We start from the raw sequence: 26,300 nt of genomic DNA on the forward strand, positions 1-26,300 counted from the left end.
GTCACCGGGGGCGACGCCTTCGACGCGCCCCCGGTGGATCCGTCAGTCCGCCGCGTGCCCGTCGCCGCGGGCGCGCCACACCGACACGGCGAGCGTCGAGACATCCAGCGCCTTGCTGAGCCGGATCTCCCCGTTGGCCGCCCGGGCCAGGAACACTTGCACGACCGCGTCCGGATCGTCGCTCAGCTCGTACACCGCCAGATACCGGTGCGCGGGCGCCTCGCCGCTTCCGCCGGGCAGGGCGGCGGGCACGATCTCGAACCGTTGCCCGCTCGACACGCCCGGCACGTCGACCACCTCGGCGAGATGCTGATTGTCGTACCACTCGTTGAACGCATCGTCCTGGCCCTCCACGGCATTGGAGAACACCAGCATCTTCGATTCCGCCACGTTTCGCTTCCTTCCGCTTCGCCTTCACACCGGCCACGCGCCGGAGCCGTGAGGCTGCGAGAACCCGGTCAGGTCAGTCGCTGGCCGGCAGGGGCTTTGCTTCCTTCAGCGCCAAGGGTGTGGCACCTACGCTGAGCGTGCCGATCCCGGCCTTCGTCACGAGGATCTCCGCGCCGGAATCGTCGACATAGCGCTTGCCCATCAGGTTGCCGTCGGTGCAGCCCGCGGCGGGCTCGGCGCCCGCAGGGCGTTCGGCGCCGATCGGGATCATCGGGACGCCCCCGGCGCGCAGGTCCGCGAGACTGTCCGCCGCCTTCACCACGATCACCTCGGTGTCGCACACCTGGCTGCGCAGGCGAGTGCCGTTCTTGACCATTGTCATCCTTTCCTGACGGTGACTACGTATTGACGGCGACATCCGCCGCGGGCTGCGGGCCGTACTCGTCGACGAGTGCGCGGCGCAACACCTTCCCGGTCGGTGTCGCGGGCAGCGAATCCCGGAAGACGACCCGGTCGGGCGTGCGGGAGCCGCGCAGCCCGGCTCGGACGTAGTCGCGCAGTCGCTCGGGGTCCGGTGCGGCGCCGTCGGCGGGCACCACCACCGCCACGATGATCTGGCCCCACTGCGCGTCCTCCACGCCGATCACCGCCACCTCGCGCACCGCTGGGTGCTCCACCAGCACATCCTCGATCTCGGCAGGCGCGATGTTCTCGCCGCCGCGGATGATCGTGTCGTCGGAGCGGCCGCCGACGAACAGGTAACCGTCCGCGTCGAGCATCGCCACGTCCTTGGTCGGGAACCACCCTTCGTCGTCCAGCACCGAGCCGATCCCGGTGTACCGGCCGGACACCTGAGGCCCTCGGACGAACAGCTCCCCGGTCGCGCAGGCGGGCAGCACCCGCCCGTGATCGTCCCGGATCTGCACCTCGATGCCGGGCACCGGCTGCCCCACCGAGCCGAGCCGCCGCGCGACCGCCGGGTCGGCGCAGCGATGCGCGGCCCGGTGGTCCTCCGGTCCCAGCACCGCGATCGTGGAACTGGTCTCGGTCAGGCCGTATGCGTTGACGAAACCCACTTCGGGCAACAGGTCGAGTGCTTTGCGAACCAGCGGCAGCGCGACTTTGGATCCGCCGTAGGCGAGGGTGCGCAGGGTCGGCAACCTCGCCCCCGAGCGCTCCAATTCGGTCACGATGCGATCGAGCATGGTCGGCACCACGGTCGCGGTGGTGACCGACGCACCGGCGACCAGCTCGATCCACCGCGCCGCGTCGAAGTTGCGCAAGTACACCATCGTTCGGCCCGCGTACAGGTTGGACAGCGCCGCGCCGATACCGGCGATGTGGTAGGGCGGTACGCAGATCAGCGCCGCGTCCGCGGGTTCGGCCGAGTCGAATTCGACCGTCCCGGTGATGTAGCTGACCAGGTTGTTGTGCGAGAGCTCGACCGCCTTGGGCTTGGAGGTCGTCCCGGAGGTGAACAGCACGACGGCCACCTGATCCGGATCGGGCGGCTCGGCGTCGGTGACCGGATCGACGGCGGCCGCCGCCTCGACCAACGCGGACGAGCGCATGATCCTGGCGCCGGAGGCCGCGACGATGTCGTGGTACTCCTCGTCGCAGACCACCAGCGGATCCTCCAGCCGAGCGATCAGTTCGGCCAAGGAGTCGGCGGCGAGCCGATAGTTCAAGGGCGTGAACGGAATTCCCGCGCCCGCCGATCCGAAGATCAACAACGGCAGCAGGTGTCCGCCGGTACCGACGTAGGCCACGCTCCGCGCGCCGGAGTTCGCGATCACCGCGGCCGCTCCCTGGACGCGCGCGCTCAGCTCGGACGTGGTCCAGCGCACCTCGTCGCACACCACCGCGAGCCGGTCCGGGTTGCTCGAGGCAGCCATGTCCAGCAAGAGCGAAACGCTCATTCCGCACCCTCCGCACGACGGTATCGTCATTCTCGATTTCGGAGAATAGCATATTCACACTGGATGCAAGGTCGGCCGAGGAGCCCTTTCGTGGCCGCCACCGGCGAGGATGCCGACGCACGAGGAAGGTCGAAGACTGGTGTTCCGAGTGATCGAGGCGACCTCCGCACCGGACGCGGGAATCGACGCGGCGCCATCGGGAGTCGTCGTGGCGGTCGCCACGAACCCCACCGGGCCCGCGGCCGAGCACTGGCTGGAACCGCCAGTTTCACCCTGACCGAAGCGGAGAGCGACGATCCGCGGGTCGTCACCGTCGCTTCGGTCGAGGAGACCGTGGCCGAACTGCGCGAACACTTCGAACGCTGCCTCATCGCCGCCACGATCTGCGACGACGTCCTGCGCGCCGCGCAGACGACGGACGTGCGGACCGGCCTGCTCACCGAGTCGCTGGCGTACTCGACCCTGCAAGGCGGGCCGGAGTTCCGCACCTGGCTGCGTGAACGCGAACCGGCGGTGATCCCGGCGGAGGTGTCCGGCCCGCTGGAAGTCGTCCGCGGCGGCCACATGGTGACGATCCGTTTCGACCGGCCGCAGCGGCACAACGCGTTCGACAACCGCACCCGGGCAAATTCGGCCTGCCCGAACTGAACCTGGGGCTCCTCCCCGGGGCGGGCGGGACGGTCAGCGTCACCCGCCGCATCGGCCGCTGGCGAACCGGCTACCTGGTGCTCAGCGGCCGCACCATCCCGGCCTCGACCGCGCTGGCCTGGAGGCCCGCCCCGCTTCGCGCGCCTCCGCGCTCGGCGCGGACACCACGGCGGTCCGGCAGGTCGTCGCCGCGCGAGCCGCGCGACGCTCATGTGAGGAATGATCCGCATGCGCGGACCGCTGGACTGACCCAAGGTGGCACGGCCTCATCCGAATCCATCGAAAATGCTATTTTCGCTGGCTAACTGGCGTTTATCGGCGGCAGCAGCGGCCGATCGCGGCTCGTATGCACATTGCTGTGATAACGTCATTCTCGTCAAAGTCGACGCAATCGGAGTCGTGATGACCAGTCCCGCTCGACGATCCGTTGCGACACCGCGGAGGTGGTGATGAGCCCGAGCACCGGACGCACCGTCGAATCGCCACCCCTGTCGGACGGTGATGAACAGGCTTCGGCCGGCAGCCCGCTCGACGAGGCCGACGCCGAAGAACTCACGCTGGCCGCCGAGGCCGCGGAGGCGGAGGCACAGGCAGCCGAGGCGCGCGCCGAGGCAGCCCGCGCCCGGGTTCGGGCGGCCGAGTCGCGCCGCCGAGCGCGCACCGCCCCGCAGCGGCCCGTCGCTGTGGAAACGCAAAGCGCACAGGCACCTGCGGAGCAGGCAGCCGCGGAGGATGAACCCGGCGAACAACAGACGCCGGGCCACCGCGCGGACACGCACTCGGCCGATCCGGCGCAGCCAACCACGTCGGCGGACGACCACCCCGCTGACATCGCGCATCCGGCCGAGGCCGAGTCGCTTCCGCGGCGCACCCGGTTCCGCAGCACTCTCATCGGCCGCCTCCGCAGTCGTTCCACGATGGTCGCCGCCGCCCTCGTCGTGATCGCCCTGGCACTGACAGGCAGCGGATACTCGATCCGGCACCATCACGACATCACCGAGAACGACCGTCGCGCAGCGGAATTCACCGCCGCCGCACGGCAAGGCGTCGTCGCTTTGACGACTCTCGACTTCAAACGGGCGAACGAGGACGTGCAGCGGGTCCTGGACAATTCCACCGGATCCTTCCGCGGCGACTTCCAAGCGCGGGCCACCGATTTCACAACCGTGATCCAGCAATCGCAGGTCGCCACCGAGGGCAAGGTGAACGCCACCGCGATCGAGTCGATGACGAAGGATTCCGCGGTCGTCCTCGTCGCCGCGACCTCGCAGGTCACCAATTCCGCCGGGGCACGCCAAGAACCTCGCGCCTGGCGGCTGAGCGTGACCGTGACCCGGGACGGAGATCAGCTCAAGATGTCGAAAGTCGAGTTCGTACCGTGACCACCGACAGCGCATCGGTCGTCGCGCGTGAGACCGGAACCGAGCAGGACGCGCACGCGCCGACGGACACGAAATCTCCCGGAACGAAGCGCATCAGGAAGCCGGGCTCAGCGCGCGGTTTGTCCCACACGCTGCGGACCGAGTACGTCCCGGCCCTACTCGCCGTACTCGTCGTCGCCTCGGTCGCCACCGCAGCGTGCTTGTTCTTCCTGCAATACCGGCCCGACAGCCGGACCGATGACGACGCCGCGGCGGCGCTGGATGCCGCCTCGCGCGGCACGGTGGCGCTGCTGTCCTACGCACCCGACACCCTCGACCGGGATCTGGATTCCGCGAAGTCCTTTCTCACCGGCGACTTCCTGTCGTATTACAGCCAGTTCACCCAGCAGGTCGTGGCGCCCGCCGCCAAGCAGAAGTCGGTCCGGACCACCGCGACCGTCGTGCGCGCCGCGGTGTCGGAACAGCGGCAGGACGAGGCGGTGGTCCTGGTGTTCATCAACCAGAGCACCACGAGCGCGGAGAAACCCGACCCGGCCCTCGCCGCGAGCAGCGTCCGGGTCACCCTGCGCAAGGCCGACAGCGCATGGCGGATCTCGGCGTTCGACCCGGTCTAGCCGATTGCGGCCGCTTCGGGAAATTTAATTCTCGTTTACGAGAATCGACATACAATTAGGTATGCCTGACCTCTGGAGTGAGCTGCTCACCTGCCTCGACCTACGCCAGCGGCCGACTTCACCGGCGTCCGGAGCGGCGAAAACCCGGCCCGCGACCGATGGCCGCCGCCGCGAGACGTTGACCGTGTACGAGGGTCCCAGCCAGCGGCTCGACCACGGTTGGCTGTACGGGGGGCAGCTACTGGCGCAGATCGTGCGTGCGGCCATGTCCGCCTGCCCCGCCAAGGCGGTCAAATCCCTGCACGTGGTGTTCGCCCACGAAGGAAAGGGCGACTCGCCGGTCTTCTACATCGTGCAGCGCCAGCACGAAGGCCGCTCGTTCGCCGCGCTCACCGTCACGGCCCGGCAGAAGCGGGACGTCGTCGCCACCGCGGTCGTCTCGATGCATGCCCATGAGGACGGTCCGGAGCACCAGACCGTTCCGGGCATCCCCCCTGTGCCCGGACCGCGGCACCGCACCGACGTGCCGATCCTGCCCTGGGAGACCCGATCGACCACCGACCTCGATTCGACCGACGCGCATCCGCCCGACTACGAGCTGTGGATGCGGACCCCACGGGTACCCGAGGACTTACACGCCGCTCTGACCGCCTACGCGACCGACCTGAGCCCCATCGGAACCGCGTTGCGCCCGTTGGAAGGATTCGGCCAGAGCGGTAACGGCACCGCGTTCACCTCGGCGACTATCACGCATTCGATCTGGTTCCACCGCGCGTTCCGCACCGACGAGTGGTTGCTGTTGCGCCACCACAGTCCACTCGTCGCACACGGCCGCTGTTTCGGCAAGGGCGACGTCTTCGACCGAGACGGGACGCTCGTCGCATCATTCGCGCAGGAGGGCCTGCTCAGGTTCCGGCCGTAACTCCTCCCTCCCCGACTACGGAATGGACGCCCCCATGAACCCGAATCGACGGCCGCACGGTCACGACGCCACACCAGGCCCCTATCGGGTCATCCAGTGGGCAACCGGCGGCGTCGGGGCGCACGCGTTGCGCGCCGTGCTCGATCATCCCGACCTCGTGCTCGCGGGTGTTCGGGTGCACGATCCCGCCAAGGCAGGCGTCGACGCCGGCGTCCTGTGCGGATCCGGCAGCACCACCGGCGTCGCCGCGACCACGGACGTCGACGAGATTCTGGCACTGGGCGCCGACTGCGTGCTGTACATGCCGCGCCTTTTCGACGTGGACGACGTCTGCCGTCTCCTGGTCGCCGGCGTCAACGTGGTCACCACGCACGGCGACCTGCGGCACCCCGACACCGTGGACCCCGAGGTATGCGCGCGGATCGAGGCGGCGTGCTGGTTCGGCGGGGCCTCGATCCTGAGCACGGGCATCGCGCCGGGTTTCGTGACCGAAACGCTTCCCGTCGCACTCAGCTCGGTCCAGCGCAGGATCGACCGGCTGACGATCGAGGAGAGTGTCGACCTCGCCCGCCCGGGTATGTCGCGATTGCTCGTGGAGACAATGGGTTTCGGTACCTCGCCGGCACCGTTCGACGAACAGCGCCTCGCCCACGCCATCCATACCTTCGGTCCGTCGTTGCGGCTCGTCGCCGACGCCGTCCGCCTGCCCCTCGACGCGTTCGAAGTGGTCGGCGAGGTCGCGCTCGCCGAGCACGACGTGCCGCTGGAGTTCACCACGCTGGCGGCGGGAACCGTGGCCGCACAGCGCATCACGGTCTCCGGACGGGGCGGCGGCCGTGTCCTGCTGCGCTTACGGTCCACGTGGTACTGCACCTCCGCACTGCGGCCGGGCTGGCCGGTGCGCGAGACCGGATGGCACGTGGCCATCGACGGCGAGACACCGATCGAGATGGATCTGCGCTACCCGGTGGACCCGAGCCGGATGAGCGCCATGTCGCCGCGATACGCGGCCAACCGCGCCGTCAACGCCGTCACCTACCTCTGCGCCGCGCCGCCCGGGATCCGCACCACCCTCGACCTACCCCCGTTGACCGCGAATCTCGGCTGATTCAGAACTCTACTTTCCAAATACGAGAATGCTATTCTCGTAGATATGGACGAAGGCAGCGCGCTGACTGCGCACAGCGAAACCGGTTTCGCACGAGGCCATTCCGTGCCCTTCGGGCACACCGAGCAGAGTCTGCCCGCTTCTGGTTCAGCGCGCCGCCCCGAGAGCGCCCGGGCGGGCGCACCGCGAGCCCGTGAAATCCGCGCACGCTTGTGGAGACACGACCGGCCGGGGAAGGCCAGGCCGGACACCGACGCTCCGCTGCGTGTGACGGTGCGGGAGGTGCTCGACTACTTCGCGAAATGCCCCGACTGCGGATACCCCGCCCAGGCGTCGGCGACCGTGCGGGAACTGCGCGACGGACGGGTGGAGACCGAGGTCAGGCCCAGTTGCGGGCTTCCATGCGGCTGGCAGGGGAACCCTCAGATCTCCACGAGCCCCGCCGGTCCGACTCCGGCGCGGCCTTGACCCGAGTAGCGGGCCGGGCGGGCGAATCCGTTCCCGGCCGCACTTTTCGCGTTCAGCCCGCCGTGACGAGGTCGGTGCCGCCCCACAGTCCGGTCAGTAGAAGTTCCCCGCTGCGGAACACCTCGGCGGCACCGACGTCGGAGGCGGGCACACCCGCCGCGGTCAGCGCACAGCTCTTGAATGCCTGCGCCGCGACGCTCAGCGGGTGATGCACCGCGCCGAGCCTGCGGTCGAGTTCCTCGGGCAACCCCTCGCCCCACAGCGCGACTTCGATCAGCCCGTGGTCCAGGCAGTCCAGCACACCCTGCCGAACCCGGGCGTCGGCGGCGAACAGCTCCGGGGCCACCGCCACCGCATGCGGCCAGGTGTCGTGCACGGGTGTGGCCAGCGAGCGCTCGAGATCCAGGACGGTCGCGCCGAGGATCTGCAGCGCCCGCGCGTCGGAGCAGTCGGCGAGCAGCACGGTCACCTCCCAACCCGCCATCGTCCGGTCGCACAGCCAGCCGCCGGCATGGCGCACCACATCGACGGCGTTCACCGCGACCACCGCCAGCCGGTATCGCAGCAGATGCTTGCGCGCATGGGCGCGCCACCCGGTGACCGAATGCGCTCCACCGAAGCCCCGGTCGACGGATTCGAAGTCTCGAGCAGCCATGCTCACCCTCCCTGCACTGGGCCATCGGCCGATCTCGGAGCGGCGGGGTGGTGCCCCGCGGAGGCGGCCGACCACCTTCGGTAACACACTCTCGCAAATGAAAGGTAGCTTCTCTTCAAGGGAGAATCAATACTCGACGGCGCTCGGAACGTCGGACGGAAGGGAAGACGGAGTTCCCCAACGAGACGCCAGCGCGCCCTTCGCGACAGCCCGCGCCGAACGGCCACGTCCCTCGTACGTTGACTGCGGTCGAAGAGTTTGAAAATGTAGTACTCAAATGCGAGAGTTATATTCTCAAGGAGAATAGGAGAAGGCGATGAAGGTGAGCCCACTTCCGGAGGACCAGTGGGACGACACGGTGAACGCCGCGTTGTCCCGCATGCTGCCCGCCGACCGCCGCAACCCGACGGCGGCGGGCAACGCCCTCGCGACCCTGGTCCGCCATCCAGCCCTGACGAAGGCCTTCCTCGGCTTCAATGTCCATCTGTTGTTCGGGTCCACGCTGGAGCCCCGGCTGCGCGAACTGGCCATCCTGCGGGTAGCCCATCAGCGCGGGTGCGAGTACGAGTGGCATCACCACGCCCGAATGGGCGCCGCGGCCGGACTCACCGAAGGTGATATCGCCGCGGCCCGGGGCGAGGCGGCCGCCGACGACGATTTCGACCGCCTGCTGCTGCGGGCCGTGGACGAACTCGGCGAGAAGTCGGCGCTGTCCGATGAAACCTGGGCCGCCTTGGGCGAACGTCTCGACGAGCGGCAACGCATGGATCTCGTCTTCACGGTGGGCGGCTACACCACGCTGGCCATGGCCTTCAACACCTTCGGCGTCCAAGTCGAACACTAGCGCTCGCCGTCGTCGCCGACCCGGCACTTCCGCGTGGAAGGACCGGGTGGGCGACGACTTTCGCAGGTCAGCCGCGCGGCAGGCCGAGCACGCGCTCGGCGATGATCGTCCGCTGGATCTCCGAGGTGCCGCCTGCGATGGTGCCCGCGAAACTCCGGATGTAGCGCTCGAACCAACCGGCGGAGAAGTGGTCCAGATTCAGGAAATTCGGGCGGGAGCTCATCGCCGGGTGGGCCAGCCCGTCCACCCCGACGGCGTTCAGCGCTTGTTCCGACGCCGATTGCACGGCTTCCGAACCCAGCACTTTGAGAATCGAGAGGGCGGGCACGTCCTGCTCCCCGCGCGCCTCCCGCGCCAGGGCCGCCGACCCGAGCAATCGCAGGGCGTGCGCGTCCATGACCAGCTTCGCGTACGCGTCGCGGTCGAACACGGTCCGGGGCCGGAAGTCCCCTAGCAGATCCTCCAGCCGGTCGGCGTATCCCAGCCACAGCAGCGTGCGTTCGTGACCGAGCGACCCGGTGGCCACCGACCAGCCCTGGTTCGGCGCGCCGATCAGGTTCGCCGCGGGCACCCGGACACCCTCGAAGTAGACCTCGTTGAAATCCAGATCGTCCGGCGAGCACACCGAGGGGAACGGGCGTCGCGTCACCCCGGGCGAGTCGGTCGGAATCAGCAGGACACTGATGCCCCGGTGCTTCGGCGCCGTGGGATCGGTGCGCACGAAGGTCAGCAGCACGTCGGCCGCATGGGCGCCGGAGGTCCACACCTTCTGGCCGTCGACGACGTACTCGTCCCCGTCCCGCACCGCCCTGGTGCGCAGCGAGGCCAGGTCCGAACCGGCTCCCGGCTCGCTCATGCCCAACGCGGCGGTGATCTCGGCCCGTAGGATCGGCACCGCCCAGCGCCGCTTCTGCTCCTCGGTGCCGAACGACAGCAGCGAGGCCGCGACGATCCCGACCCCCTGCGGATTGAAGCTGTGGTAGATCCGCCGCTTGGACAGCTCCTCCAGATGCACGTACTGCTGCAGCACCGTGGCGTTGCGCCCGCCGAACTCCGGCGGATTCGCAGGAAGCAGCCAGCCGTTGTCGAACAGCAGGCGTTGCCAGCGCCGCGCCCATTCCGGCACGTGCGCGCTGGAGAGGGAGCGCTCCGTGGCCTCGGCTTCGCTCGGCAGATGGGCGGTGAGGAACGCGACGAATTCGGCGCGGAACGCCTCGACGTCGGGATCAAAGGTGAGCTGCACGGTACTCCTCGGCGATGAGCGCCCGGTGTTCGGCCGCGCCGCCGAGCATCAGCTCGCCGGCCTTGGCCCGCTTGAGCGCGAACTGTAGGTCGTTCTCCCAGGTGAATCCCATGGCGCCGAACAGCTGGAGACCATGGCGGAAGACCAGCGCCTGGCACTCCCCCGCGGACGCCTTGGCCATGGATGCCGCCATCCGCCGCCGCGGGTCGTCCGCGGCAAGGCACAACGCGGCGAAGAACCCCAGCGCGCGGGCGCGCTCGATCGCGATGTGCATATCGGCCGCCTTGTGCTGCACCGCCTGGAACGATCCGATCGGCCTGTCGAACTGACGACGGCCGCGCACGTGCTCCAAGGCGAGATCGAGAATGCGCTGACAGGCGCCGACGGTGGTCAGCGCGAGCCCGGTGAGCGCGTGCTGACGGGCGCGTTCGGTATCTGCCCCGCTGCGGTCCGCGTCGGTGACCCGCACACCGGCGAACCGGACCTCCGCGACGTGCAGCACCGGGTCGAAGACCGATGTGCGGGCGGCGGTCACCGCCTCGGCGGGCACCACGAACACACCGGCGTCGGTGACCACGGCGAAACGTTCCGCCCGGTCGCCGTCGAGCACGTTGCGCGCGGTGCCGTCCAACCGCCATCCCGGGCCGTCGCGCCGGACGGCGACGCCGGAATGCACCGCCGTGCACGGTCGCTCGATCCGCCCCGCGCCCGGGACGAGCGGGGCGAACTGGGTCATCGACGCCAGGAAAGGAGTGGGGTCGGTGGCGCGTCCGAGTTCTTCCAGGACGATGGCCAATTCGACGCCGAGGGCCGGATCGGTCAGTTCGGTCCAGCCGACGTCGACATAGGTCTGCCACAACGGGCCGGGTTCGAGGTCCTTGTCCACGATGTCCCGGATCAGGGCGGGCGGACACTGCTTCGCCGTGACCTCACGCGCCGTCTCGCGCAATAGTCGCTGGTCGGCGTCGAACTCGAACAGCATCTCGACCCTCTTCCCTCTCGCAGCATCGCGTGCACCGATATGAGAATAGCATTCTCATTTTGGAAAGCGACACTTCGGGACGGTGTCGATGAGCGGTCAGACCGCGTGCGCCTCGGAGACCCGTCCGGTCGCGCGGACGAGCGCCGAGTTGACGTCGCGAACGAAAGTCAGCAGGGTCAGCAGGGTCGCGTCATCGTCCGGCAGGCCTCCGTCGAGCGCGGCGAGCTCACCGAACAGCGGGGCCACCGCCACCTCCGCCCGCACCGCGACGAGTTCCACCCGGACCCGCCGCCGGTCTTCCGAATCCCGGCTCCTTCGCACGTATCCCGCGCGCTCCAGCCGGTCGACGACGGTGGTGATAGCGCCGCCGCGGGTGATGCCGAGCCGATCCGCCAACTGCCCCGGGGTGAGCGGCCCCAGCATGCTCAGCAGGTTCAGCGCGCTGAGATCGGTGACCGTGATGCCGAGCCGTGCGGCGACGGCCGAATGGAACACCACCGTCTGGGTCGCGTGCCTGCGCAACTCCTCACGCAGCGCACCCAAAGTCTCCTCGCGCGTGCTCGGTGCCGACATCACGTCTCCCTCCTCCGGATTCTCTGATATCGAGATTCTCTCACGGAGAGAATAGCCTTTCATGCGACGGTGCGGTTCACCGAGCGGCCCTTGCGGATGACCTCGAAGAGCGAGGTAATCGATCAGAGCGGGTAAGCACCGAATCCGCTCTGTCGCCGGGTCCAGCCACCCGGCGGCCCGAGCCATCCATCGACCAGCCGAATTCGCCGGGGAGGGGAGGAGCCCGGCACCGACGACAGCGAGGTTCGTCATGTACAAGAAGTTGCGCGCTGGGGCGACAGCCCTGATGGTCGCCCCCGCCATCGCAGCCGCTTCGGCCACGGCCACCGCCGAACCCGGGCCCGCACCGGAGCGACAAGAAGTCATGGCCGGGTTCTCGGCCCCGCCGTGCTTACCCTTGATCCTTCCGCCTGCCGTAAACGTCAACGCGTTCCTGATCTGCCTCGCGTGACGTTCGGCGATTCCCGGCCCGGCGCCCAGCGATATCAGCTGGGCGGCGTGTCCGCGCTCGCACGCCGTGCACGGGCGCGCCGCTTGCCTTCGTGCATCGCCTGCACCCTGGCCACCGGAATCGTGTGACCCTCCTCGACCAGGTCGCGTGGAAGCTCCTGTGGGGCAGGCATTTCCGTTGCCCAGGGATCGTCGTCGCCGATCAGGCCCGGCACCGTCCGCACCGTGAAATCGGCCGGCGTCACGTCATCGAGGTCCGACCAGCGCAGCGGGAAGGACACGGTGACGCCCGGCCGGATACGCGGGCTGTAGGCCGCGGCCACGGTGGCACCGCCCGCACGCGTGGCGTCCAGAAAAACTTTGCCGCCGCGATCTTCCCTGATGAACGCTGTCGTGCCGACCGACGGATCGATCCGCTCGGCTCGCGCCGCCACGGCCCGCGTCGCCGCGGCCGCATCCTCGACGTCGATCCCCGGGACCACCGGCACGAACACATGCAATCCCCTGGAACCGCTCGTCTTCACCGCTCCGGACAGCCCGTCCGCAGTCAGCGCTTCCCGGATCAGCCGGGCACCTGCCACGGCGTCGGCGAAGACCTGCCCCGGTGAGGGATCGAGATCGAGCACCAGATGCGTGGGTTCCGGTGCGGATTCCGCGAGGAACAAGGTGGGGTGGTATTCGACCGCCCGTTGGTTACCGAACCAGATCAGGGTCCGCAGGTCGTCACAGAGCGCGTAGGTGATCTCCCGCCGCGAACTCTCCGCCCAGACCTTCGTCCGCGCCACCCACTCCGGCGTGTACTTCGGAAGGTTTTTCTGTGTGAACGGCTCCTGTCCCGGCCGCACCCGTACCACCGAGAGCGGCCGTCCGCGCAGCACTCCTAGCAACCGTTCCCCGACGAACTCCAGATAGTCCACCAGATCGCGTTTGCTCGCCTCGGCCTCCTCGAACAACGGCTGATCCAGATTGGACAGTTCGACCCCGTGACGCAGCTCGCCTCCCGCCATCGCTCCACCCTCCACCACCCACCGGTCGCCGGTCAATCACCGGAGTCACCCGGAGGTGGCGAACTTGTCTCCACTTGTTCTTCCACCTGCACGCAAACTGCGATGCCCGAGCCGAGTAAGCATCGAGTCGGCGATGTTGCGACCCTTCACTGACGAGTCAGCGTCTTGCCCCAGCCGAGGGCACCTCGGTGTATAGCCGCTATCGCAACGCCGGCCGACACCGCGTCGCCGACCGGGAGATCACGATAGCCCGGCCGTGCTGCGCCGACCCCGAGCGCAGACGGTGACGCTGGGGCAGGTGCCGTGCTCGGCTACGCGTTCTCGATGACGACCAGCACCTCTCGAATCGGGTCGTATTGTCCTGCAGGAGGATTCACGTTCGATCGGGTCGATCTGGCAGAGCGGCTACGACTTCACGGGCCTGACCGACGTCGAGGAAGATCGAAGCGCGGCTCTGATCGCGGTGCTCATCCGCCGCACAACAGTCCCACTCCGAGGCCGAGCAGCACCGCCGCGATCAGCGAATCCAGCACCCGCCAAGCCAGCGGACGGGTGAACAACGGACCGAGCAGGCGCGCACCGAAGCCCAGAGCGGTGAACCACAGCACGCTGGCCAGCATCGCCCCCGCGCCGAGAAACCAGCGATCCGGGCTCGCATAGGTGCTGGCGAGGGAACCCAACAACACCACGGTGTCCAGATAGACGTGCGGATTGAACCAGGTCAGCGCCAGGGTTGTCGCCACCGTCGCGCCCAGTGCCGCGCCGGCCCGCCCCGCTTCGGTGCGCAGCGCCGCGGCGCCGAACGCCCGCCGGACCGCCAGCACCGCATAGCCGATCAGAAACGCCGCGCCCGCGTAGCGCGCCACCACGAGCACCGCGGGGGCCGACTCGACGAGCACGCCGAAGCCGGCGACCCCGGCCGCGATCAGCACGATGTCGGACACCGCGCACACCGCCACCACCGCGTGCACATGCCCGCCGCTGATCCCTTGACGCAGCACGAACGCGTTCTGCGCGCCGATCGCCACGATCAGCGACAAACCGAAGCCCAAACCGGAGGCGGCGGCCAGCGCCGCGGAGGAAACACTCACGTCCAGCGACGCTAAGGGTGCTGATCATATCCAGGCAAGCTAAAGAATCTTAAGTATCATTAGCATCTCTTGATATGGATCTGCAACTCGACCAGCTTCGCGCACTAGACGCCGTGATCACCGAGGGCACGTTCGACGCCGCGGCGCGGCGCTTGAGCGTGACGGCGTCGGCGGTCAGCCAGCGCATCAAGGCACTGGAGGACGCCGCGGGCCGGATCCTCGTGCAACGCACGAAACCGGTGCGCGCCACCGAATCCGGGCTGGCCGTGCTCCGGTTGGCCAGGCAGATCCAGCTGCTGTCGGCAGACACCGCGCGCGAACTCGGCGGCGAGCCCGCCGACGGTCCGATCCGGGTGCCGATCGCAGTCAACGCCGACTCGCTGGAGACCTGGGTGCTGCCCGCGCTCGGCCGCGCGCCGCGGGGCGTGTGTTTCGAGATCCACCGCGAGGACGAGGAACACACCACGCGCCTGCTGCGCGACGGCACCGTGATGGCGGCGATCACCTCGACCGCGCAACCGGTGCAGGGCTGCAAGGTCGAGCGGCTCGGCGCGATCCGCTACCGGCCGATGGCCAGCCCGGAGTTCGCCGCCACCTGGTTCGCCGACGGCGCGACCGCGAAAGCCTACGCCGCCGCGCCGGTCGTACTGTTCGACCGCAAAGACGATCTACAGGATCGCCTGTTGCGCAAACGCGGTCGCAAACCACTGGATCCGCCGCGCCATTACGTACCGTCCTCCACAGGATTCGCCGAGGCGGTCCGGCTGGGGCTCGGCTGGGGCATGCTGCCCGACCTGCAGACCCGAGACGACCAGGCCACCGGCCGTTTGGTCTCGATCGACCCCCGCGTCGTCATCGATGTCCCGCTGTACTGGCAGCAGTGGCGGCTGGACTCCCCCGCCCTCGCCGCCGTCGCCGCCGCCATCGCGGCCGAAGCGGCGGACGTGCTGCGCTGACCATGGTCGTCGGGGCCAAACGCGTCTGGATGGGATGAATTCGATGTGCATCTGCGAATGAGCGGCTCGGCCGTGCGCCGCGAACGCCCAGTGGCTGTAGGCGAGAACTGGTCTGATCATTCCATCGTGCACGTACGGCCGTACTGCCGCGACCTCAGTTCCCGTCCTGGGTGTCGGGTTCGCCGCCCAGCACTGGGCGCCAGGCGGTGTTAGCGGATTTCGGTCATGACTTGACAGATCCGAAATCCATTGCGAGCCAGTGATTGAGCCTGGTGTCGTACGCCGGTGCGATGGTTGAATCGGTATCGAGGCGAGTGCCGAAGCTTCGACAATCGGGAGGAGGGGCCTGATGCCGGTCGAAGGCATGATTCGTGATGGCGGGCGGCGATGCCTCGGTGGTGGGACAGCAGGCGCGAACGCGGCAGGACGCGAGGGGCGGTTGTGGGTGTGGCGCTGAGACGGCGTACTGTCCGCGCGGACACCGGCTACGGCGCGTTCATTTCCTACAGCGGTGACCGGGACCGGGCGGTGCTTCCGTTGATCCAGAACGCGATCGAGAAGCTGCCACGACCGTGGTACCGCTTCCCGCGCATGCGCATCTTCCTCGACTACAGCGGAATCTCGATCGGTCCCGAACTGGAGGGCAAGATCGTCGCGGGCCTGTCGCGTTCCCAGTGGCTCGTCGTAGTGGCTTCGCCCGAGGCGGCCGCATCCATGTGGGTGGATCGCGAGATCGAATGGTGGCTGGCGAATCGGTCTCCCGAGACGATATTGCTGGTCCTGAGCGCCGGGACCTTGGCATGGGACGAGGTGGCGAGAGATTGGGACCGAGTTCGCTCGACCGCGCTCCCGCCACGCCTGTTCGGCGTATTCGCCTCCGAACCCGTATACAAGACGATCAAGTGGCGCGAGGGTGCGGACGGAGCCCCGCATCCGGACATCGACGCCATCGCCGTCGGCATCGCCGCGGTGATTCGCGGCGTATCCGAGGCGGACCTCAAATCCGAGGGCTACCAGCAGACCAAGCGAAACTTGCGCGTGGCGAACATCGCCATCGGCGCACTGGCCATGCTGTTGGTCATCGCGCTCGTCGCAGCGTTCATCGCCTGGGTGCAGAGCAATCGCGCCGAAGAGGAGGCCAGGATCGCCACGGCGCGGCTCATGGCTTCCGTCGCCGATACCAGGATGGCCACTGATGTCCGCGCGGCCCTGCTTCTGGCGGTCGCGGCCTACCGTCTCGACCCGAGCCCCGCACACCATGCCGCTCTGCTCCGCGCGAATTCGGCCAGTCCGCGAGTTGCCCGTTACGGTGCCGCACCCGCGGAGGTCACCACCTTGCAGAGCAGCGCCGACGGTAGGACTGTGGTGGCCGGACTCGCTGACGGACAAGTCGTGACATGGGCGCCCGGCAATCCGGAGACGACTACGGTCACGCGTTTACCCGGCAAGATCCTCTCGGTCGCCGTCGCCGCGGATGGCCGAACGGTTCTCGCCACGGACGGCGCCTCGATCACGCTGTGGGGCAGCAATGCGGCCCGGCCGGACTTCGGCGTGTCCGACACGGGCGAAGTGAAAGTCGTCGCCATATCCGCGTCCGGGAAGTTCGGTGCGGTGCATCGAAGCGAATCCAGTGCGGCGGGTGGCACTTCAGGGGCGGTCGACATCATCGACATCGCCTCTGGAGCGGTCATCGCCACACATCCGACCGATCGCGAGATGAACAGCATGGTGTTCATCGACGACACGACCTTGCGTCTGCTGGGCACCGACGGCAAGGTGCGGCAGGTTCCGCTTCCGGACGGCGCCGCCGTCGACCTCTCCCCCCTCGACACCGACAACGCCTGCGGCGTAGGTCAAGGCGTCGGAGAATTGTCTCCCGACGGGTCCTCGTTCACCTGCGCGGTCTTGCCCGGCATTCCGGTACCCGTCTTCCGGCTGCGGCCGTCGCCTGATGCTGTCCGCCCGGAGCCGGAATATGTAGGTGTCGCCATGCCCAGGCGGTCTGCTTCCGCCGTGCTCAGCCGATCGGGGCGTATAGCAGCGGTGCCCAGTGCTGACGCCGGCTTCTATGTAGCGCCCGTGACCGGCGAGCCAACGCCTGCGAAGCCGCCACCACTGATCACCGGTACTGCCGTCGACTTCGACCGAAAGCTACTGCGTTTCCTCGGGACCTCCGAAACCCAACTGGTTTCGGCGTCCGGGCGGCTGATAACCCTGTGGGATCTCGCGCAGCGCGACCGGCTGGCGAAATCCCTTCCCGTGCCGATCGTCAAAGGATGCAATTCATGTCCGCCCAGCTTGTCGCTGTCCCCGGACGGACGCACAGCGGTGATCACAGGCGTGGGCAAGGACCCGGATGGTTCGGCGCTGGACAACAACGTCGTGATCGTGCAGGAGCTCAGGCCGGACTCATCCCGGCAGCGCTCCATACCGGCACTGTCCGGTGTTCCCGCATGGCGCGCGGATGGCGCCCTGTTGGCAATCGCCGCGAATCCGGCATTCGGCTACGAACGCCGGGTATCCGCCCACCGGCCACAGGCGGAGACTCCGTTCGAGGTGGCGATCCTGTCCTCGCCGCCGCCGCATGTCAGCGTCAAGGCGGCCGGAGTGTCGTCCTCATCACCGACCGCTGTTTCTCTGGCAAGCACGGGACGGGCGTATCTGCACGATCTGGCCACCGGCCGCATCGATTCCGAATTCATCCCGCTGGGCGGCGCGGTGGACACCGACCAATTCTCGGAAGCGGGAATCGACGCCGCCGGAGAGTTCCTGGTCATGCGCGATGCCGACGACATATCGGTCTACGACTTGTCGGGACAGCAGAACACACACGATATCGACGGCAAGGACGTGCAGGCGGTGTTGTTCGCCGGGCGGCATCTGCTGATCCGCCGGGAAGACAGCATCGAGATATGGGATCGGACCGGCTCGCAGCGTGAGCGGACGATCCCTTTCCGCAGCACCCGCGACGCGTCCGCGCAGCTCGCCGCCGCAGCGGACGCGACCGTGGTCGCCGCGAAAGACCAGGCGGGGTATATCACCCTCTTCGCCGCCGACGGCACGAATCTGGGCGAACTCGAGCCGGATTCCATTTGGCACGTCGCATCCGCCGTCGCCTTGTCCGCTGACGGACGGTATCTCGTGACGGTTAATCCCGGTCCAGCGTTCCCCGGCGGCGTCGATGGAACGCTGATAGAACGGGACATCTCACCGGACGGCCTGATCCGGACCGCTTGCGCGCATGCAGGCACCGATCTCACCGACACCGAGTGGAGCGCCTTGATGGGAGTTGCGCGGCCCCCGCAGGCCCGCTGTCCGTAGGGCGCGTTCTACCGCCGTCAGCCGTGTTGCCCACTGGGCGTGACAGCTCGTTCAAGGTTTCTCTCTGGTCGGCCGCCGGTGCCGGCCGCCGTCGGTCGGCCGCGCCTACAAGCTTGTCGGCTACCAGGATTCGATCAGCGGGGCATCCTGCCGGCGCCGCTGCCATTGTTCGGTGAGGCGGCCGAGTCGGCTCGGGGCGGCGATACCGCGTATGCCCGCGATCTTGTCGTCGCGGATCTCCAGGATCGTGACGCCCAGGACCCGGGCGTCGAGTGTGAAGAGCACGGCCGGGCAGCCGTTGATCACGGCGGCATGGACAGCGGGAGAGCCGCCGACGAGTTTGCGTTTGGCCACGGAAGGTTTGAAGCCGGCTCGCACCGCACGGGCGATCTGTCCTGGGTTCAGGTAGCGGATCAGCTTCTCGGCCATGCCTCCGGCGCCGTCGGAGACACCGCTCGCGTCGTCGGTCAGCAGCGCCACCAGCCGTTCGGTCCGGCCCGAGGAGGCGGCGGCAACGAACGCCTCAACGATTCGACGCGCGGAGGCCTGATCGACCTCGGTGCGTTTGCCGGCGGCGGCGATTCGACGCCGGGCGCGGTGCGCGTGTTGCTGACTCCCGGCCTCGGTGATGCCGAGAATCTCGGCGATCTCGGCGTGGCTGTACGCGAACGCTTCGCGCAGAACGTAAACAGCTCGCTCGGTCGGCGACAGGCGCTCCATGAGGGTCAGCACCGCCAGGGTCACCGATTCGCGCTGCTCGGCGGTCTCCGCAGGGCCCAGCATCGGGTCGCCGTCGAGCAGCGGTTCGGGCATCCAGGCGCCGACGGCGCGTTCGCGCCGCACCTGCGCCGAACGAAGGCGATCGAGGGCCAGATTGGTGACGATCTTGGTCAGCCAAGCTTCGGGGACCTCGACGTACTCCTGGTCGGCGGCCTGCCACCGCAGGAACGCGTCCTGCACCGTGTCCTCGGCGTCGGCGGCCGAGCCGAGTAGCCGGTAGGCGAGCGAGGCCAGGCGGTTCCGGCTGGCCTCGAAACGCGTCACGGTGGCGGTGTTCATGCGCCCGACCCTATGCGGTGAGCACTTCGGGCGAGCGCTCTCGGTTGGTGGCCGAGCGGTGCCGGCGAGTCGGCATTCCGTAGGTCGGTCGGCTGATGGCCCAAGCGCTGGTCGCCACGATCGCCGACTTGACTCGCGCCGCAAGCCTGCCGCACAGGGCCCCGGCCTTCGCGCGCCCGGCGCCGTCGACAAGCTGGAAGATCCCGTCCTTGCGTCCGAGGCTGATGTGGTTGCCGACATAGCGCAGCGCGGTCGCTTTGATCTTGCGGCCGGTCAGATCCCCGACGATCGCGGCCGCCGCCTGCGTGCCGGTGAACCCCGCCGAAGCACACGACATCGGCAACGGCCGACCGTTCTCACCGATGACAAAGACGCTGTCACCGGCGACGTAGACATCCGGGTGCGAGACCGACCGCATCTGACGGTCTACCGTGATCCGTCCGTCGGCTTCCACCGCGAGACCGCTGGCGGCGGCGATCGGGTGGACGGCGAAGCCCGCGGTCCACACGATCGCATCCGCGGCGAACACGCTGCCGTCGGCGGCGGCGGCCTTCGTCTCCTCGACACGCTCGATCTCGGTGTGCTCGTGGACCGCGATGCCGAATCGTTCGAAGGAACGCAGCAGGTGCCGGCGCGCCTTCGGACCCAGCCAACCCCCCAGTTCGCCGCTGGTGACCAGGCCGACCCGAAGACCCGGACGGGCCTCGGCGATTTCGGTGGCGGCCTCGATCGCGGTCAGGTTACCGCCGACGATCAGCACCTTCCCGGTCTCACCCAGCTCATCCAGGCGGGCGCGCAGGCGCAGGGCGGACGGCCGTGCGGCCACGTGGAAGGCGTGCTCGGCGACGCCGGGCACGCCATGGTCGGCGGCGGTGCTGCCGAGCGCGTAGAGGAGGGTGTCGTAACCGATCCGGTCGATGCCCTCGCCATCGGCCACCGTGACGGTCCGCCGCACGACGTCGACGTCGGTGACCCGGGCCACGCGTAGCCGAATCCCGGTGCCCGCGAACACCTCCGCCAGCGGTCGGTGGGGAAGATCGTGCCCCGCGGCGAGCTGGTGCAGGCGCAGCCGCTCGACGAAATCGGGTTCGGCATTGACGACGGCGATCTCGAAATCGTCCGAGTGCAGCGTGCGGGCCAGATATCCGGCGGTGAAGGCTCCGGCGTATCCGGCTCCGAGAACGACGATGCGGTGCTTCATGATTCGCTCCTGTCTGATTCGCGTGCTTCCTGAACGCGACAGCCCCTGAATTCCTGACAACTATCAAAGTGATCTGCGTCACCAGGTGTCAGGAAATTCGTTGCCATGCCGTCATGTGGACGAACCCCCTGCAACGAAGGAGCGGACATCATGATCCCCCCCCTGCGGACCGGCTTCGGCCGCGACGCCGGAATCTTCCAGCTCGGCCGCAAATGCGCTCACTTCGCACTGAGCCGTGGCGCGAATCCGCTTTTCGAGGAGTAGACATGACCCCGCAGACAACGACGCGCACCACCGATACGTCGCCGTCGCCGTGGCCGACGGTGGCTGCGACGGTCGCCCTTCTCACGGTGATCACCAGCGTGCTGCTCACCGCCTTCGCGTGGCCATCGGTGCGATCGTCGGTACACGATGTGCCCATCGCCGTCGCCGGCCCGCCCGCTGCGGTCGCGCAGCTACGCACGACACTCGATCAACGCTTGCCGGGCGGCTTCGACATCGCCGAAGTCGCCGACACCGCCACCGCCGAACAACTCATCCGCGACCGAAAGGTTTACGGGGCAATCGATCTCAGCTCCGGCGCGCCGCAGATCATCATCGCCTCCGCCGCCAGTACCGCGGTCGCCCAAACCCTGCAGGCCATCGCAAGCGGCCACACGCAATCCGGGAATCCCACCACTGTCCGAGATCTCGCTGCGCTGCCCCTCGACGACCCACGCGGCGCCGGCCTGGCCGCAGGCGCCCTGCCATTGGTGATGGGCGGTCTCCTGGCCGCGGTGCTACTGACCAGGCTCGTCCGCGGCACCGCACGCCGGATCACCGGCGCCATCGTCTTCGCGGCGACCGGAGGCCTGGCCGTGACCGCGATTCTCCAATTCTGGTTCGGCTCACTGAGTGGTTCGTATCCCGCCAACGCCGGTGCCGTCGCGCTGACCATCGCCGCGACCGCACTGACCGTCCTCGGACTGGAATCCCTACTCGGATACCTGGGGATCGGGATCGGCGCCATCGCGATGATGCTCATCGGCAACCCCCTCTCCGGCACCGCGACCGCGCCCGAGATGCTGCCGGGCTGGTCCGGCACCCTCGGTCAGTTGCTACCGCCCGGAGCGGGCGGCCGCCTGCTGCGCTCCACCGCCTTCTTCGAGGGCCACGGTGCCACCCACGCCGTCACCGTCCTGGCCGTGTGGATCGCACTCGGTGCAGCCCTCTGCCTGACCGGCAGCACATACTGCCGGCGGCATCGTCTGCACAGGTTGTGATCCGACGTGCCGGCTTCTGGTCGGCCCGGTATCCGTCGATCGGGAGACCGACACCGCCATGAGCGTGACGAGGACGGCCAGCACAACGGCGAATGCCACGCCGATCAATCTGCGCGGAATCGGATCCGTGTTCGGAGTAGGCGGTGGCAGGCCACCGAAGCCGCCGTAGGGCCGGTAGCGCTTCACCGATTCCAATACATATTCGCTCCCACCCGAATATCGGTCCGTGGTGAAGGAGAAGGTTCCGCCGTCTTTACCCCCGGTGTTGCGGTAGGCTTCGACTTTCAGATCGCAAATGAGAAGTTGGCGTGTACTCGCGTCCCAGCGGGGCCAGCCGCCGGTGTGCTTGTACTTCTCTTGCACCTGGGGATCGACCATACGCGCGACGAGGAAGACACTTTTGCCGGTGGGATAGATCGCCAATCGGTCGATTTCGCGCCACGAGAAGCGGTGGACGACGCCGACTTTCCGGACCTCGACTCCGCCCGCATCGATCGCCAGTTTGTCGCCGCGACTGAGCATGTAGAAATGTCCGGCGACGACGGAGACACCGAAGAGCACCGAGAGCAGATCGCGCAGTTCGCCGTGCACGCGGAATACGAACCAGACGAACAACGGGATCACTGTGCCCGCGATCGCCACGTTGAGAAATCTACTGGCGTTCTCTCCGGTATCGGGAAAGACGGTGCCGCTCTCGACCCTGCGATCAGGGACCGATTGGGCGACCAGACCGTCGACGATGCGGATCAGCCTGTCGGTGTCGTCGTCGTACACCTCCGACCTGATCCTGGCCGCGTTGTGCTCGAGCAGATTCCGGATACTCGGCGGCAATTCGCCCGCGTGGGGCAGTCGGGCGTCATCGATCAGGAGAGGGAGTATCACCTTCCCCAGACGCTGTGCGGTCTCGATTTCCATGCGCACCGGGTCGTCGGGGGCGTGCAACCGGCTCCTGTTGTGGGCGCTGAGCCACTCCGATCCGATGACCACGATGACCACGGCCGACCCGGCGATGGCTTGCACGATCGCCTCACGGAAGGGCACCGCGACATCGATAGAGTCTCTGTCGAAGAAGGTCAGATCGTCCGGAAGCTCCTTTTCGAAGGTAGCTCGAAGCCGGCCGACGAAGTGGTGTGTGCCATCCCTGCGATAGCTGAGAAATATCCGATAACGATTCACGTACCCCCGGCCTTCCCCCGCAGGAGAGCTGCTATCGAGCCCTCGACACATGGCGAGATCTTGAACGGCCATCATTATGGCGTAGCCGAGCAGAGAATGTCAGCCGGTGGCGATTTTCCCGCCATTTCTCGAATGCCCGAAACTACATCTGTGTCCCGACCGCGGCGGCGGTGAAGTTACGCCGATCGTCGCTTCTTCACCAGGGTGTTACCGTCCAGCGAGAGGATGGGCCGGTGTGGCGGATATGCGTGGCAGGGGTGCTGGCGGCCGGTGTCCTGATGGTCGGTGTGGCCCCGGGAGCGGCCGATGGTCCGGCCGCGTTCGACCTGCAAGCCCATCGGGGCGGGTTGGGGCTGGTGGCAGAGAATACGTTGCCGGCGTTCGCGAACGCGTTGGAGCTCGGGGTGAGCACGCTGGAGTTGGACGTGCAGATCACCGCGGACGGCTATGCGGTGGTCACGCACGATCGCGATCCGAATCCGGCGAAGTGCGTGGACACCACACCCGCCGTTCCCGGCGACCCGAAGTTCCCCTATGTCCCGGGAACCACCTACATCCGGGATCTGACCCTGGCTCAGGTCCGGACGATCGACTGCGGCTCGGTGCCGTCCGCCGAGCAACCCGAGCAGCGGAGGGCGCCGGGAGCGCGAATACCGTTGCTCGCGGAGGTTTTCGACCTGGTGCGCGTGTATCGCGCCGATCAGGTGAAGCTGAACATCGAGACCAAGGTCGAGGCAGCCGCCCCCGAGCAGACCGCGCCGCGTGAGCAGTTCGTGGACGTCGTGGTGGCGGAAATCCGCCGGGCGGGCATCGGGCGGCAGGTCACCATCCAGAGTTTCGACTTCGGCACCCTCCTACGGCTGCGGGAGGTGGCGCCCGACCTGCCGATCATCGTCTTGACCGATGGTCGGCCGAAGTTGCGTCCGGGCGAACCCGGCGGCTCCCCGTGGCTGGGCGGCATGGATATCGACGACTTCCCTGGATCGTTGCAGGAGAAGTACGTCGCGGCGGCGGCCGCCATCGGCGCCGCCGCGGTCTCACCGGTGCACGGCACTCCGCAGAACGCCGGCGTCGACGCCCCCGATTACCAGCCTTTCACCACGATGGACCTCGTTCGCGCCGCTCACCGCCGCGGCATGCGGGTGGTGCCTTGGACGGTGGACGACCGGCCCACCATGACCGCCCTGCTCGACCTCGGCGTGGACGGCCTCATCACCGACCGGCCGGACGTTCTGCGTGCGCTCCTGTCCGACCGCGGGTATCGGCTGCCACCGGCCTGTCACCGCCCCTGACAGGTACGTCGCCCGCTCCCCGGCAGGACCGACAGGTACCCGTGGTCAAGAAAGCGCTTTCAGCAGCTCGTCGGCCACACCCCCGGAGGATGCCGGATTCTGGCCGGTGATCAGAGTGCGGTCCACGACGACCTTCGGAGCCCACGGTTCGCCCTCGCGGAAGTCGGCTCCGATCGCCACGAGCCGATCCTGCAACAACCACTCGGCCTTGTCCGCGAAGCGCGCCTGGGTCTCTTCGGCGTTGGTGAAGCCGGTCAGGGCGTAGCCCGCGAAGATGTTCGCTCCGTCTTCTCCCTGCGCGGCGAGTAGAGCCGCGGGCGCATGACACACCACTGCCAGCGGCTTGCCGGATGCCAGGATGTCGGCGAGCAACCGACCGGAGTCGGCGTCGACGGCGAGGTCTTCCATCGGCCCGTGCCCGCCGGGGTAGAACACCGCCGCGTAGTCGGCGAGGTCCACCCCCGCCAGGCCCACGGGGTTGTTCAGTTCGGTGCTCGTGCCGATCACGTGCGCTCGATGGTCGGCGTTCTCCTGACCGCCGTTGGCCTCGGGCGCGAGACTGCTCTTGTCCACGGTCGGTACGACGCCACCCGGGGTGGCCACCACGATCTCGTAACCCGCCGCTTTCAGTTTCTCGAAGGGCACCACGAATTCCTCGGCCCAGAAGCCGGTCGGGTGCTGGGTCCCGTCGGCCAGCGTCCAGTGATCGGCTCCGGTCATCACGAAAAGGATTTTCGGCATGGTCTGTTGTCTCCTCGTCCGGAACCCGGCGGGCCGGGTTCGGTCATGAGTCCTGTCACGCTGGTCCGAGTGCTGCCGGACGCCGACCCCGCACGCCGGGATCGTCTGCGACGACACTGTCGACGCTAGCCTTCCCGATCTTCGGGATACCAAAAGACCAGGTTCGCGGCCATTCCTGTTTCACTTTTCGCGCCGACCCGGCGATGCGGCGGCCCCGATCCGGGAGGTGCGCACCACACAACGTCACACCTCCCGCCTGACCTGGGGTTGTATTCGGGCCATACTGGACCGGTGACGGAGATGGGACAACGCGAGCGGGAGACTGCACGCAGGATGCTCGGCGGTTGCCCCGATATCGGCAACTTTCGGTTCTGGTTCGCGGACCAGCGGTGGGAATGGTCCGAGGAAGCCGCCGGGATCTTCGGGTACGCGCCGGACGAGGTCGAGCCGTCCACCGAACTCTTGCAGAACCACCAGCACCCCGACGACCGCCAGCGGGTCGCCGAGGCCCTCGCCGACGCCATCGAGACCGCGACTCCGTTCTGCACCCGCCACCGGATCATCGACACCGAGGGCGAGACGCACGACGTGATCGTCATCGGCGACCAGCTGTTCGACGAGCAAGGCACCGTGGTCGGCTCCGCCGGTTACTTCATCGACGTCACCGAGACGCTCGAGGGCAACCTCCAGGAAGCCCTCGATGACCTGCTGCCCGACGTGATCGACGCGCGCGCGGTGATCGAACAGGCGAAGGGCGTCCTGATGTTCGTCTACGGCGTCAACGCCGATCAGGCGTTCCGGGTGCTGCGCTGGCGCTCGCAGGAGACCAATGTCAAGATCCGCACGCTGGCCGAGCAGCTCGTCGCCGACGTCGTCGGGATGGGCGGTGCCCTGGTTCAGCAACGCACCCGCTTCGATCATCTGCTGCTGACCATCCACCAGCGGGTGGCGCCCCCGGAACCCGTCGCGGACTAGCCGACCATCGCTACCGGCCCG

At 68.0% G+C, this 26,300-nt stretch carries 22 protein-coding genes and 2 pseudogenes; 11 read left to right on the forward strand and 13 right to left on the reverse strand.

Annotated features, from left to right (window positions below):
- Positions 1–42: 42 nt before the first annotated feature.
- From NG1_RS17550 to NG1_RS17560, 3 genes are all read right to left on the reverse strand, one after another.
- Positions 43–390 (reverse strand): DUF4286 family protein, encoded by a 348-nt coding sequence (locus NG1_RS17550; protein WP_063910369.1) that lies wholly within the window; start codon positions 388–390, stop codon positions 43–45.
- A 73-nt stretch (positions 391–463) separates the two neighbouring features.
- Positions 464–766, reverse strand: a complete 303-nt coding sequence (locus tag NG1_RS17555) for a hypothetical protein (RefSeq protein ID WP_062972136.1) — start codon at positions 764–766, stop codon at positions 464–466.
- 22 nt (positions 767–788) lie between these two features.
- Positions 789–2,309 carry a class I adenylate-forming enzyme family protein gene (locus NG1_RS17560; protein ID WP_062972138.1) on the reverse strand — a complete coding sequence of 507 codons (1,521 nt, stop codon included), beginning with the start codon at positions 2,307–2,309 and terminating at the stop codon, positions 789–791.
- Between the two features lie 139 nt (positions 2,310–2,448).
- Between NG1_RS17560 and NG1_RS17565 the strand changes: the two are divergent.
- The 5 genes and pseudogenes from NG1_RS17565 to NG1_RS17585 all read left to right on the forward strand — a co-directional run.
- Positions 2,449–3,079 (forward strand): annotated as a pseudogene (locus tag NG1_RS17565) (hypothetical protein); the annotation flags it as partial.
- 327 nt (positions 3,080–3,406) lie between these two features.
- Positions 3,407–4,339 carry an Rv1363c family protein gene (locus NG1_RS17570; RefSeq protein ID WP_245659938.1) on the forward strand — a complete coding sequence of 311 codons (933 nt, stop codon included), beginning with the start codon at positions 3,407–3,409 and terminating at the stop codon, positions 4,337–4,339.
- Positions 4,336–4,953 (forward strand): Rv1363c family protein, encoded by a 618-nt coding sequence (locus tag NG1_RS17575; protein WP_062972142.1) that lies wholly within the window; start codon positions 4,336–4,338, stop codon positions 4,951–4,953. The genes NG1_RS17570 and NG1_RS17575 overlap by 4 nt, the downstream gene beginning before the upstream one ends.
- 61 nt (positions 4,954–5,014) lie before the next feature.
- The gene (locus NG1_RS17580; RefSeq protein ID WP_062972144.1) at positions 5,015–5,875 is read left to right on the forward strand and encodes an acyl-CoA thioesterase; all 861 of its coding nucleotides are present in this window, start codon (positions 5,015–5,017) and stop codon (positions 5,873–5,875) included.
- A gap of 34 nt (positions 5,876–5,909) precedes the next feature.
- Complete coding sequence (locus NG1_RS17585; RefSeq protein WP_062972228.1) at positions 5,910–6,983, forward strand: NAD(P)H-dependent amine dehydrogenase family protein; 1,074 nt, start codon at positions 5,910–5,912, stop codon at positions 6,981–6,983.
- Positions 6,984–7,503: 520 nt separating this feature from the next.
- On the opposite strand, the gene NG1_RS17590 is transcribed toward NG1_RS17585, so the two are convergent.
- Positions 7,504–8,016, reverse strand: coding sequence for a hypothetical protein (locus tag NG1_RS17590; RefSeq protein ID WP_062972229.1), 513 nt, complete (start codon positions 8,014–8,016; stop codon positions 7,504–7,506).
- 406 nt (positions 8,017–8,422) lie between these two features.
- On the opposite strand from NG1_RS17590, the gene NG1_RS17595 reads away from it, so the two are divergent.
- On the forward strand, positions 8,423–8,950 hold the full coding sequence (locus NG1_RS17595; protein ID WP_062972146.1) for a carboxymuconolactone decarboxylase family protein: 528 nt from the start codon (positions 8,423–8,425) through the stop codon (positions 8,948–8,950).
- 67 nt (positions 8,951–9,017) lie between these two features.
- Here NG1_RS17595 and NG1_RS17600 read toward each other — a convergent pair whose 3' ends face one another.
- The 5 genes from NG1_RS17600 to NG1_RS17625 all read right to left on the reverse strand — a co-directional run bounded on the left by NG1_RS17600 (position 9,018) and on the right by NG1_RS17625 (position 14,296).
- Positions 9,018–10,193 (reverse strand): acyl-CoA dehydrogenase family protein, encoded by a 1,176-nt coding sequence (locus NG1_RS17600; protein WP_062972149.1) that lies wholly within the window; start codon positions 10,191–10,193, stop codon positions 9,018–9,020.
- Positions 10,177–11,175 (reverse strand): acyl-CoA dehydrogenase family protein, encoded by a 999-nt coding sequence (locus tag NG1_RS17605; RefSeq protein ID WP_062972151.1) that lies wholly within the window; start codon positions 11,173–11,175, stop codon positions 10,177–10,179. The genes NG1_RS17600 and NG1_RS17605 overlap by 17 nt, the downstream gene beginning before the upstream one ends.
- A gap of 96 nt (positions 11,176–11,271) precedes the next feature.
- Positions 11,272–11,748, reverse strand: a complete 477-nt coding sequence (locus tag NG1_RS17610) for a MarR family transcriptional regulator (RefSeq protein WP_062972154.1) — start codon at positions 11,746–11,748, stop codon at positions 11,272–11,274.
- Positions 11,749–12,233: 485 nt separating this feature from the next.
- Positions 12,234–13,205, reverse strand: a complete 972-nt coding sequence (locus NG1_RS17620; protein WP_062972230.1) for a DNA polymerase domain-containing protein — start codon at positions 13,203–13,205, stop codon at positions 12,234–12,236.
- 467 nt (positions 13,206–13,672) lie between these two features.
- Complete coding sequence (locus tag NG1_RS17625) at positions 13,673–14,296, reverse strand: LysE/ArgO family amino acid transporter (protein ID WP_245659939.1); 624 nt, start codon at positions 14,294–14,296, stop codon at positions 13,673–13,675.
- A 74-nt stretch (positions 14,297–14,370) separates the two neighbouring features.
- Between NG1_RS17625 and NG1_RS17630 the strand changes: the two genes are divergently transcribed.
- Together NG1_RS17630 and NG1_RS17635 are read left to right on the forward strand one after the other, a co-directional pair.
- The gene (locus NG1_RS17630; protein ID WP_062972160.1) at positions 14,371–15,252 is read left to right on the forward strand and encodes a LysR family transcriptional regulator ArgP; all 882 of its coding nucleotides are present in this window, start codon (positions 14,371–14,373) and stop codon (positions 15,250–15,252) included.
- A gap of 447 nt (positions 15,253–15,699) precedes the next feature.
- Positions 15,700–18,573, forward strand: a complete 2,874-nt coding sequence (locus NG1_RS17635; protein ID WP_168434046.1) for a TIR domain-containing protein — start codon at positions 15,700–15,702, stop codon at positions 18,571–18,573.
- Between the two features lie 120 nt (positions 18,574–18,693).
- Here the strand turns inward: NG1_RS17635 and NG1_RS17640 are convergent, their stop codons facing one another.
- Complete coding sequence (locus NG1_RS17640; RefSeq protein ID WP_062972165.1) at positions 18,694–19,632, reverse strand: sigma-70 family RNA polymerase sigma factor; 939 nt, start codon at positions 19,630–19,632, stop codon at positions 18,694–18,696.
- A 10-nt stretch (positions 19,633–19,642) separates the two neighbouring features.
- Entirely contained in the window at positions 19,643–20,833 is a 1,191-nt protein-coding gene (locus tag NG1_RS17645) for an NAD(P)/FAD-dependent oxidoreductase (RefSeq protein WP_062972167.1), read from the reverse strand.
- Positions 20,834–21,099: 266 nt separating this feature from the next.
- Between NG1_RS17645 and NG1_RS38345 the strand changes: the two genes are divergently transcribed.
- Positions 21,100–22,095 (forward strand): hypothetical protein, encoded by a 996-nt coding sequence (locus NG1_RS38345; protein WP_062972169.1) that lies wholly within the window; start codon positions 21,100–21,102, stop codon positions 22,093–22,095.
- An 855-nt stretch (positions 22,096–22,950) separates the two neighbouring features.
- Here NG1_RS38345 and NG1_RS38350 read toward each other — a convergent pair.
- A pseudogene (locus NG1_RS38350) lies at positions 22,951–23,346 on the reverse strand (toll/interleukin-1 receptor domain-containing protein); the annotation flags it as partial.
- 173 nt (positions 23,347–23,519) lie between these two features.
- Between NG1_RS38350 and NG1_RS17660 the strand changes: the two are divergent.
- On the forward strand, positions 23,520–24,563 hold the full coding sequence (locus tag NG1_RS17660) for a glycerophosphodiester phosphodiesterase family protein (RefSeq protein ID WP_245659940.1): 1,044 nt from the start codon (positions 23,520–23,522) through the stop codon (positions 24,561–24,563).
- Positions 24,564–24,608: 45 nt separating this feature from the next.
- Here NG1_RS17660 and NG1_RS17665 read toward each other — a convergent pair whose 3' ends face one another.
- Entirely contained in the window at positions 24,609–25,304 is a 696-nt protein-coding gene (locus tag NG1_RS17665; RefSeq protein ID WP_062972173.1) for a type 1 glutamine amidotransferase domain-containing protein, read from the reverse strand.
- A 300-nt stretch (positions 25,305–25,604) separates the two neighbouring features.
- On the opposite strand from NG1_RS17665, the gene NG1_RS17670 reads away from it, so the two are divergent.
- Positions 25,605–26,279: a PAS and ANTAR domain-containing protein gene (locus NG1_RS17670; protein WP_062972175.1), complete on the forward strand. Its 675-nt coding sequence runs from the start codon at positions 25,605–25,607 to the stop codon at positions 26,277–26,279.
- Positions 26,280–26,300 lie beyond the last annotated feature (21 nt).

It is taken from the genome of Nocardia gamkensis NBRC 108242 (assembly GCF_001612985.1).
Taxonomy (GTDB): domain Bacteria; phylum Actinomycetota; class Actinomycetes; order Mycobacteriales; family Mycobacteriaceae; genus Nocardia; species Nocardia gamkensis.

Coding starts and splice junctions, on each gene's coding strand:
- NG1_RS17585 (WP_062972228.1), top strand. CDS start 5,910: ATGAACCCGAATCGACGGCCGCACGGTCACGACGCCACACCAGGCCCC.
- NG1_RS17670 (WP_062972175.1), top strand. CDS start 25,605: ATGGGACAACGCGAGCGGGAGACTGCACGCAGGATGCTCGGCGGTTGC.
- NG1_RS17645 (WP_062972167.1), bottom strand. CDS start 20,833: ATGAAGCACCGCATCGTCGTTCTCGGAGCCGGATACGCCGGAGCCTTC.
- NG1_RS17560 (WP_062972138.1), bottom strand. CDS start 2,309: ATGAGCGTTTCGCTCTTGCTGGACATGGCTGCCTCGAGCAACCCGGAC.
- NG1_RS17595 (WP_062972146.1), top strand. CDS start 8,423: ATGAAGGTGAGCCCACTTCCGGAGGACCAGTGGGACGACACGGTGAAC.
- NG1_RS17610 (WP_062972154.1), bottom strand. CDS start 11,748: ATGTCGGCACCGAGCACGCGCGAGGAGACTTTGGGTGCGCTGCGTGAG.
- NG1_RS17665 (WP_062972173.1), bottom strand. CDS start 25,304: ATGCCGAAAATCCTTTTCGTGATGACCGGAGCCGATCACTGGACGCTG.
- NG1_RS17570 (WP_245659938.1), top strand. CDS start 3,407: ATGAGCCCGAGCACCGGACGCACCGTCGAATCGCCACCCCTGTCGGAC.
- NG1_RS17630 (WP_062972160.1), top strand. CDS start 14,371: ATGGATCTGCAACTCGACCAGCTTCGCGCACTAGACGCCGTGATCACC.
- NG1_RS17620 (WP_062972230.1), bottom strand. CDS start 13,205: ATGGCGGGAGGCGAGCTGCGTCACGGGGTCGAACTGTCCAATCTGGAT.
- NG1_RS17580 (WP_062972144.1), top strand. CDS start 5,015: ATGCCTGACCTCTGGAGTGAGCTGCTCACCTGCCTCGACCTACGCCAG.
- NG1_RS17605 (WP_062972151.1), bottom strand. CDS start 11,175: ATGCTGTTCGAGTTCGACGCCGACCAGCGACTATTGCGCGAGACGGCG.
- NG1_RS17640 (WP_062972165.1), bottom strand. CDS start 19,632: ATGAACACCGCCACCGTGACGCGTTTCGAGGCCAGCCGGAACCGCCTG.
- NG1_RS17555 (WP_062972136.1), bottom strand. CDS start 766: ATGGTCAAGAACGGCACTCGCCTGCGCAGCCAGGTGTGCGACACCGAG.
- NG1_RS38345 (WP_062972169.1), top strand. CDS start 21,100: ATGACCCCGCAGACAACGACGCGCACCACCGATACGTCGCCGTCGCCG.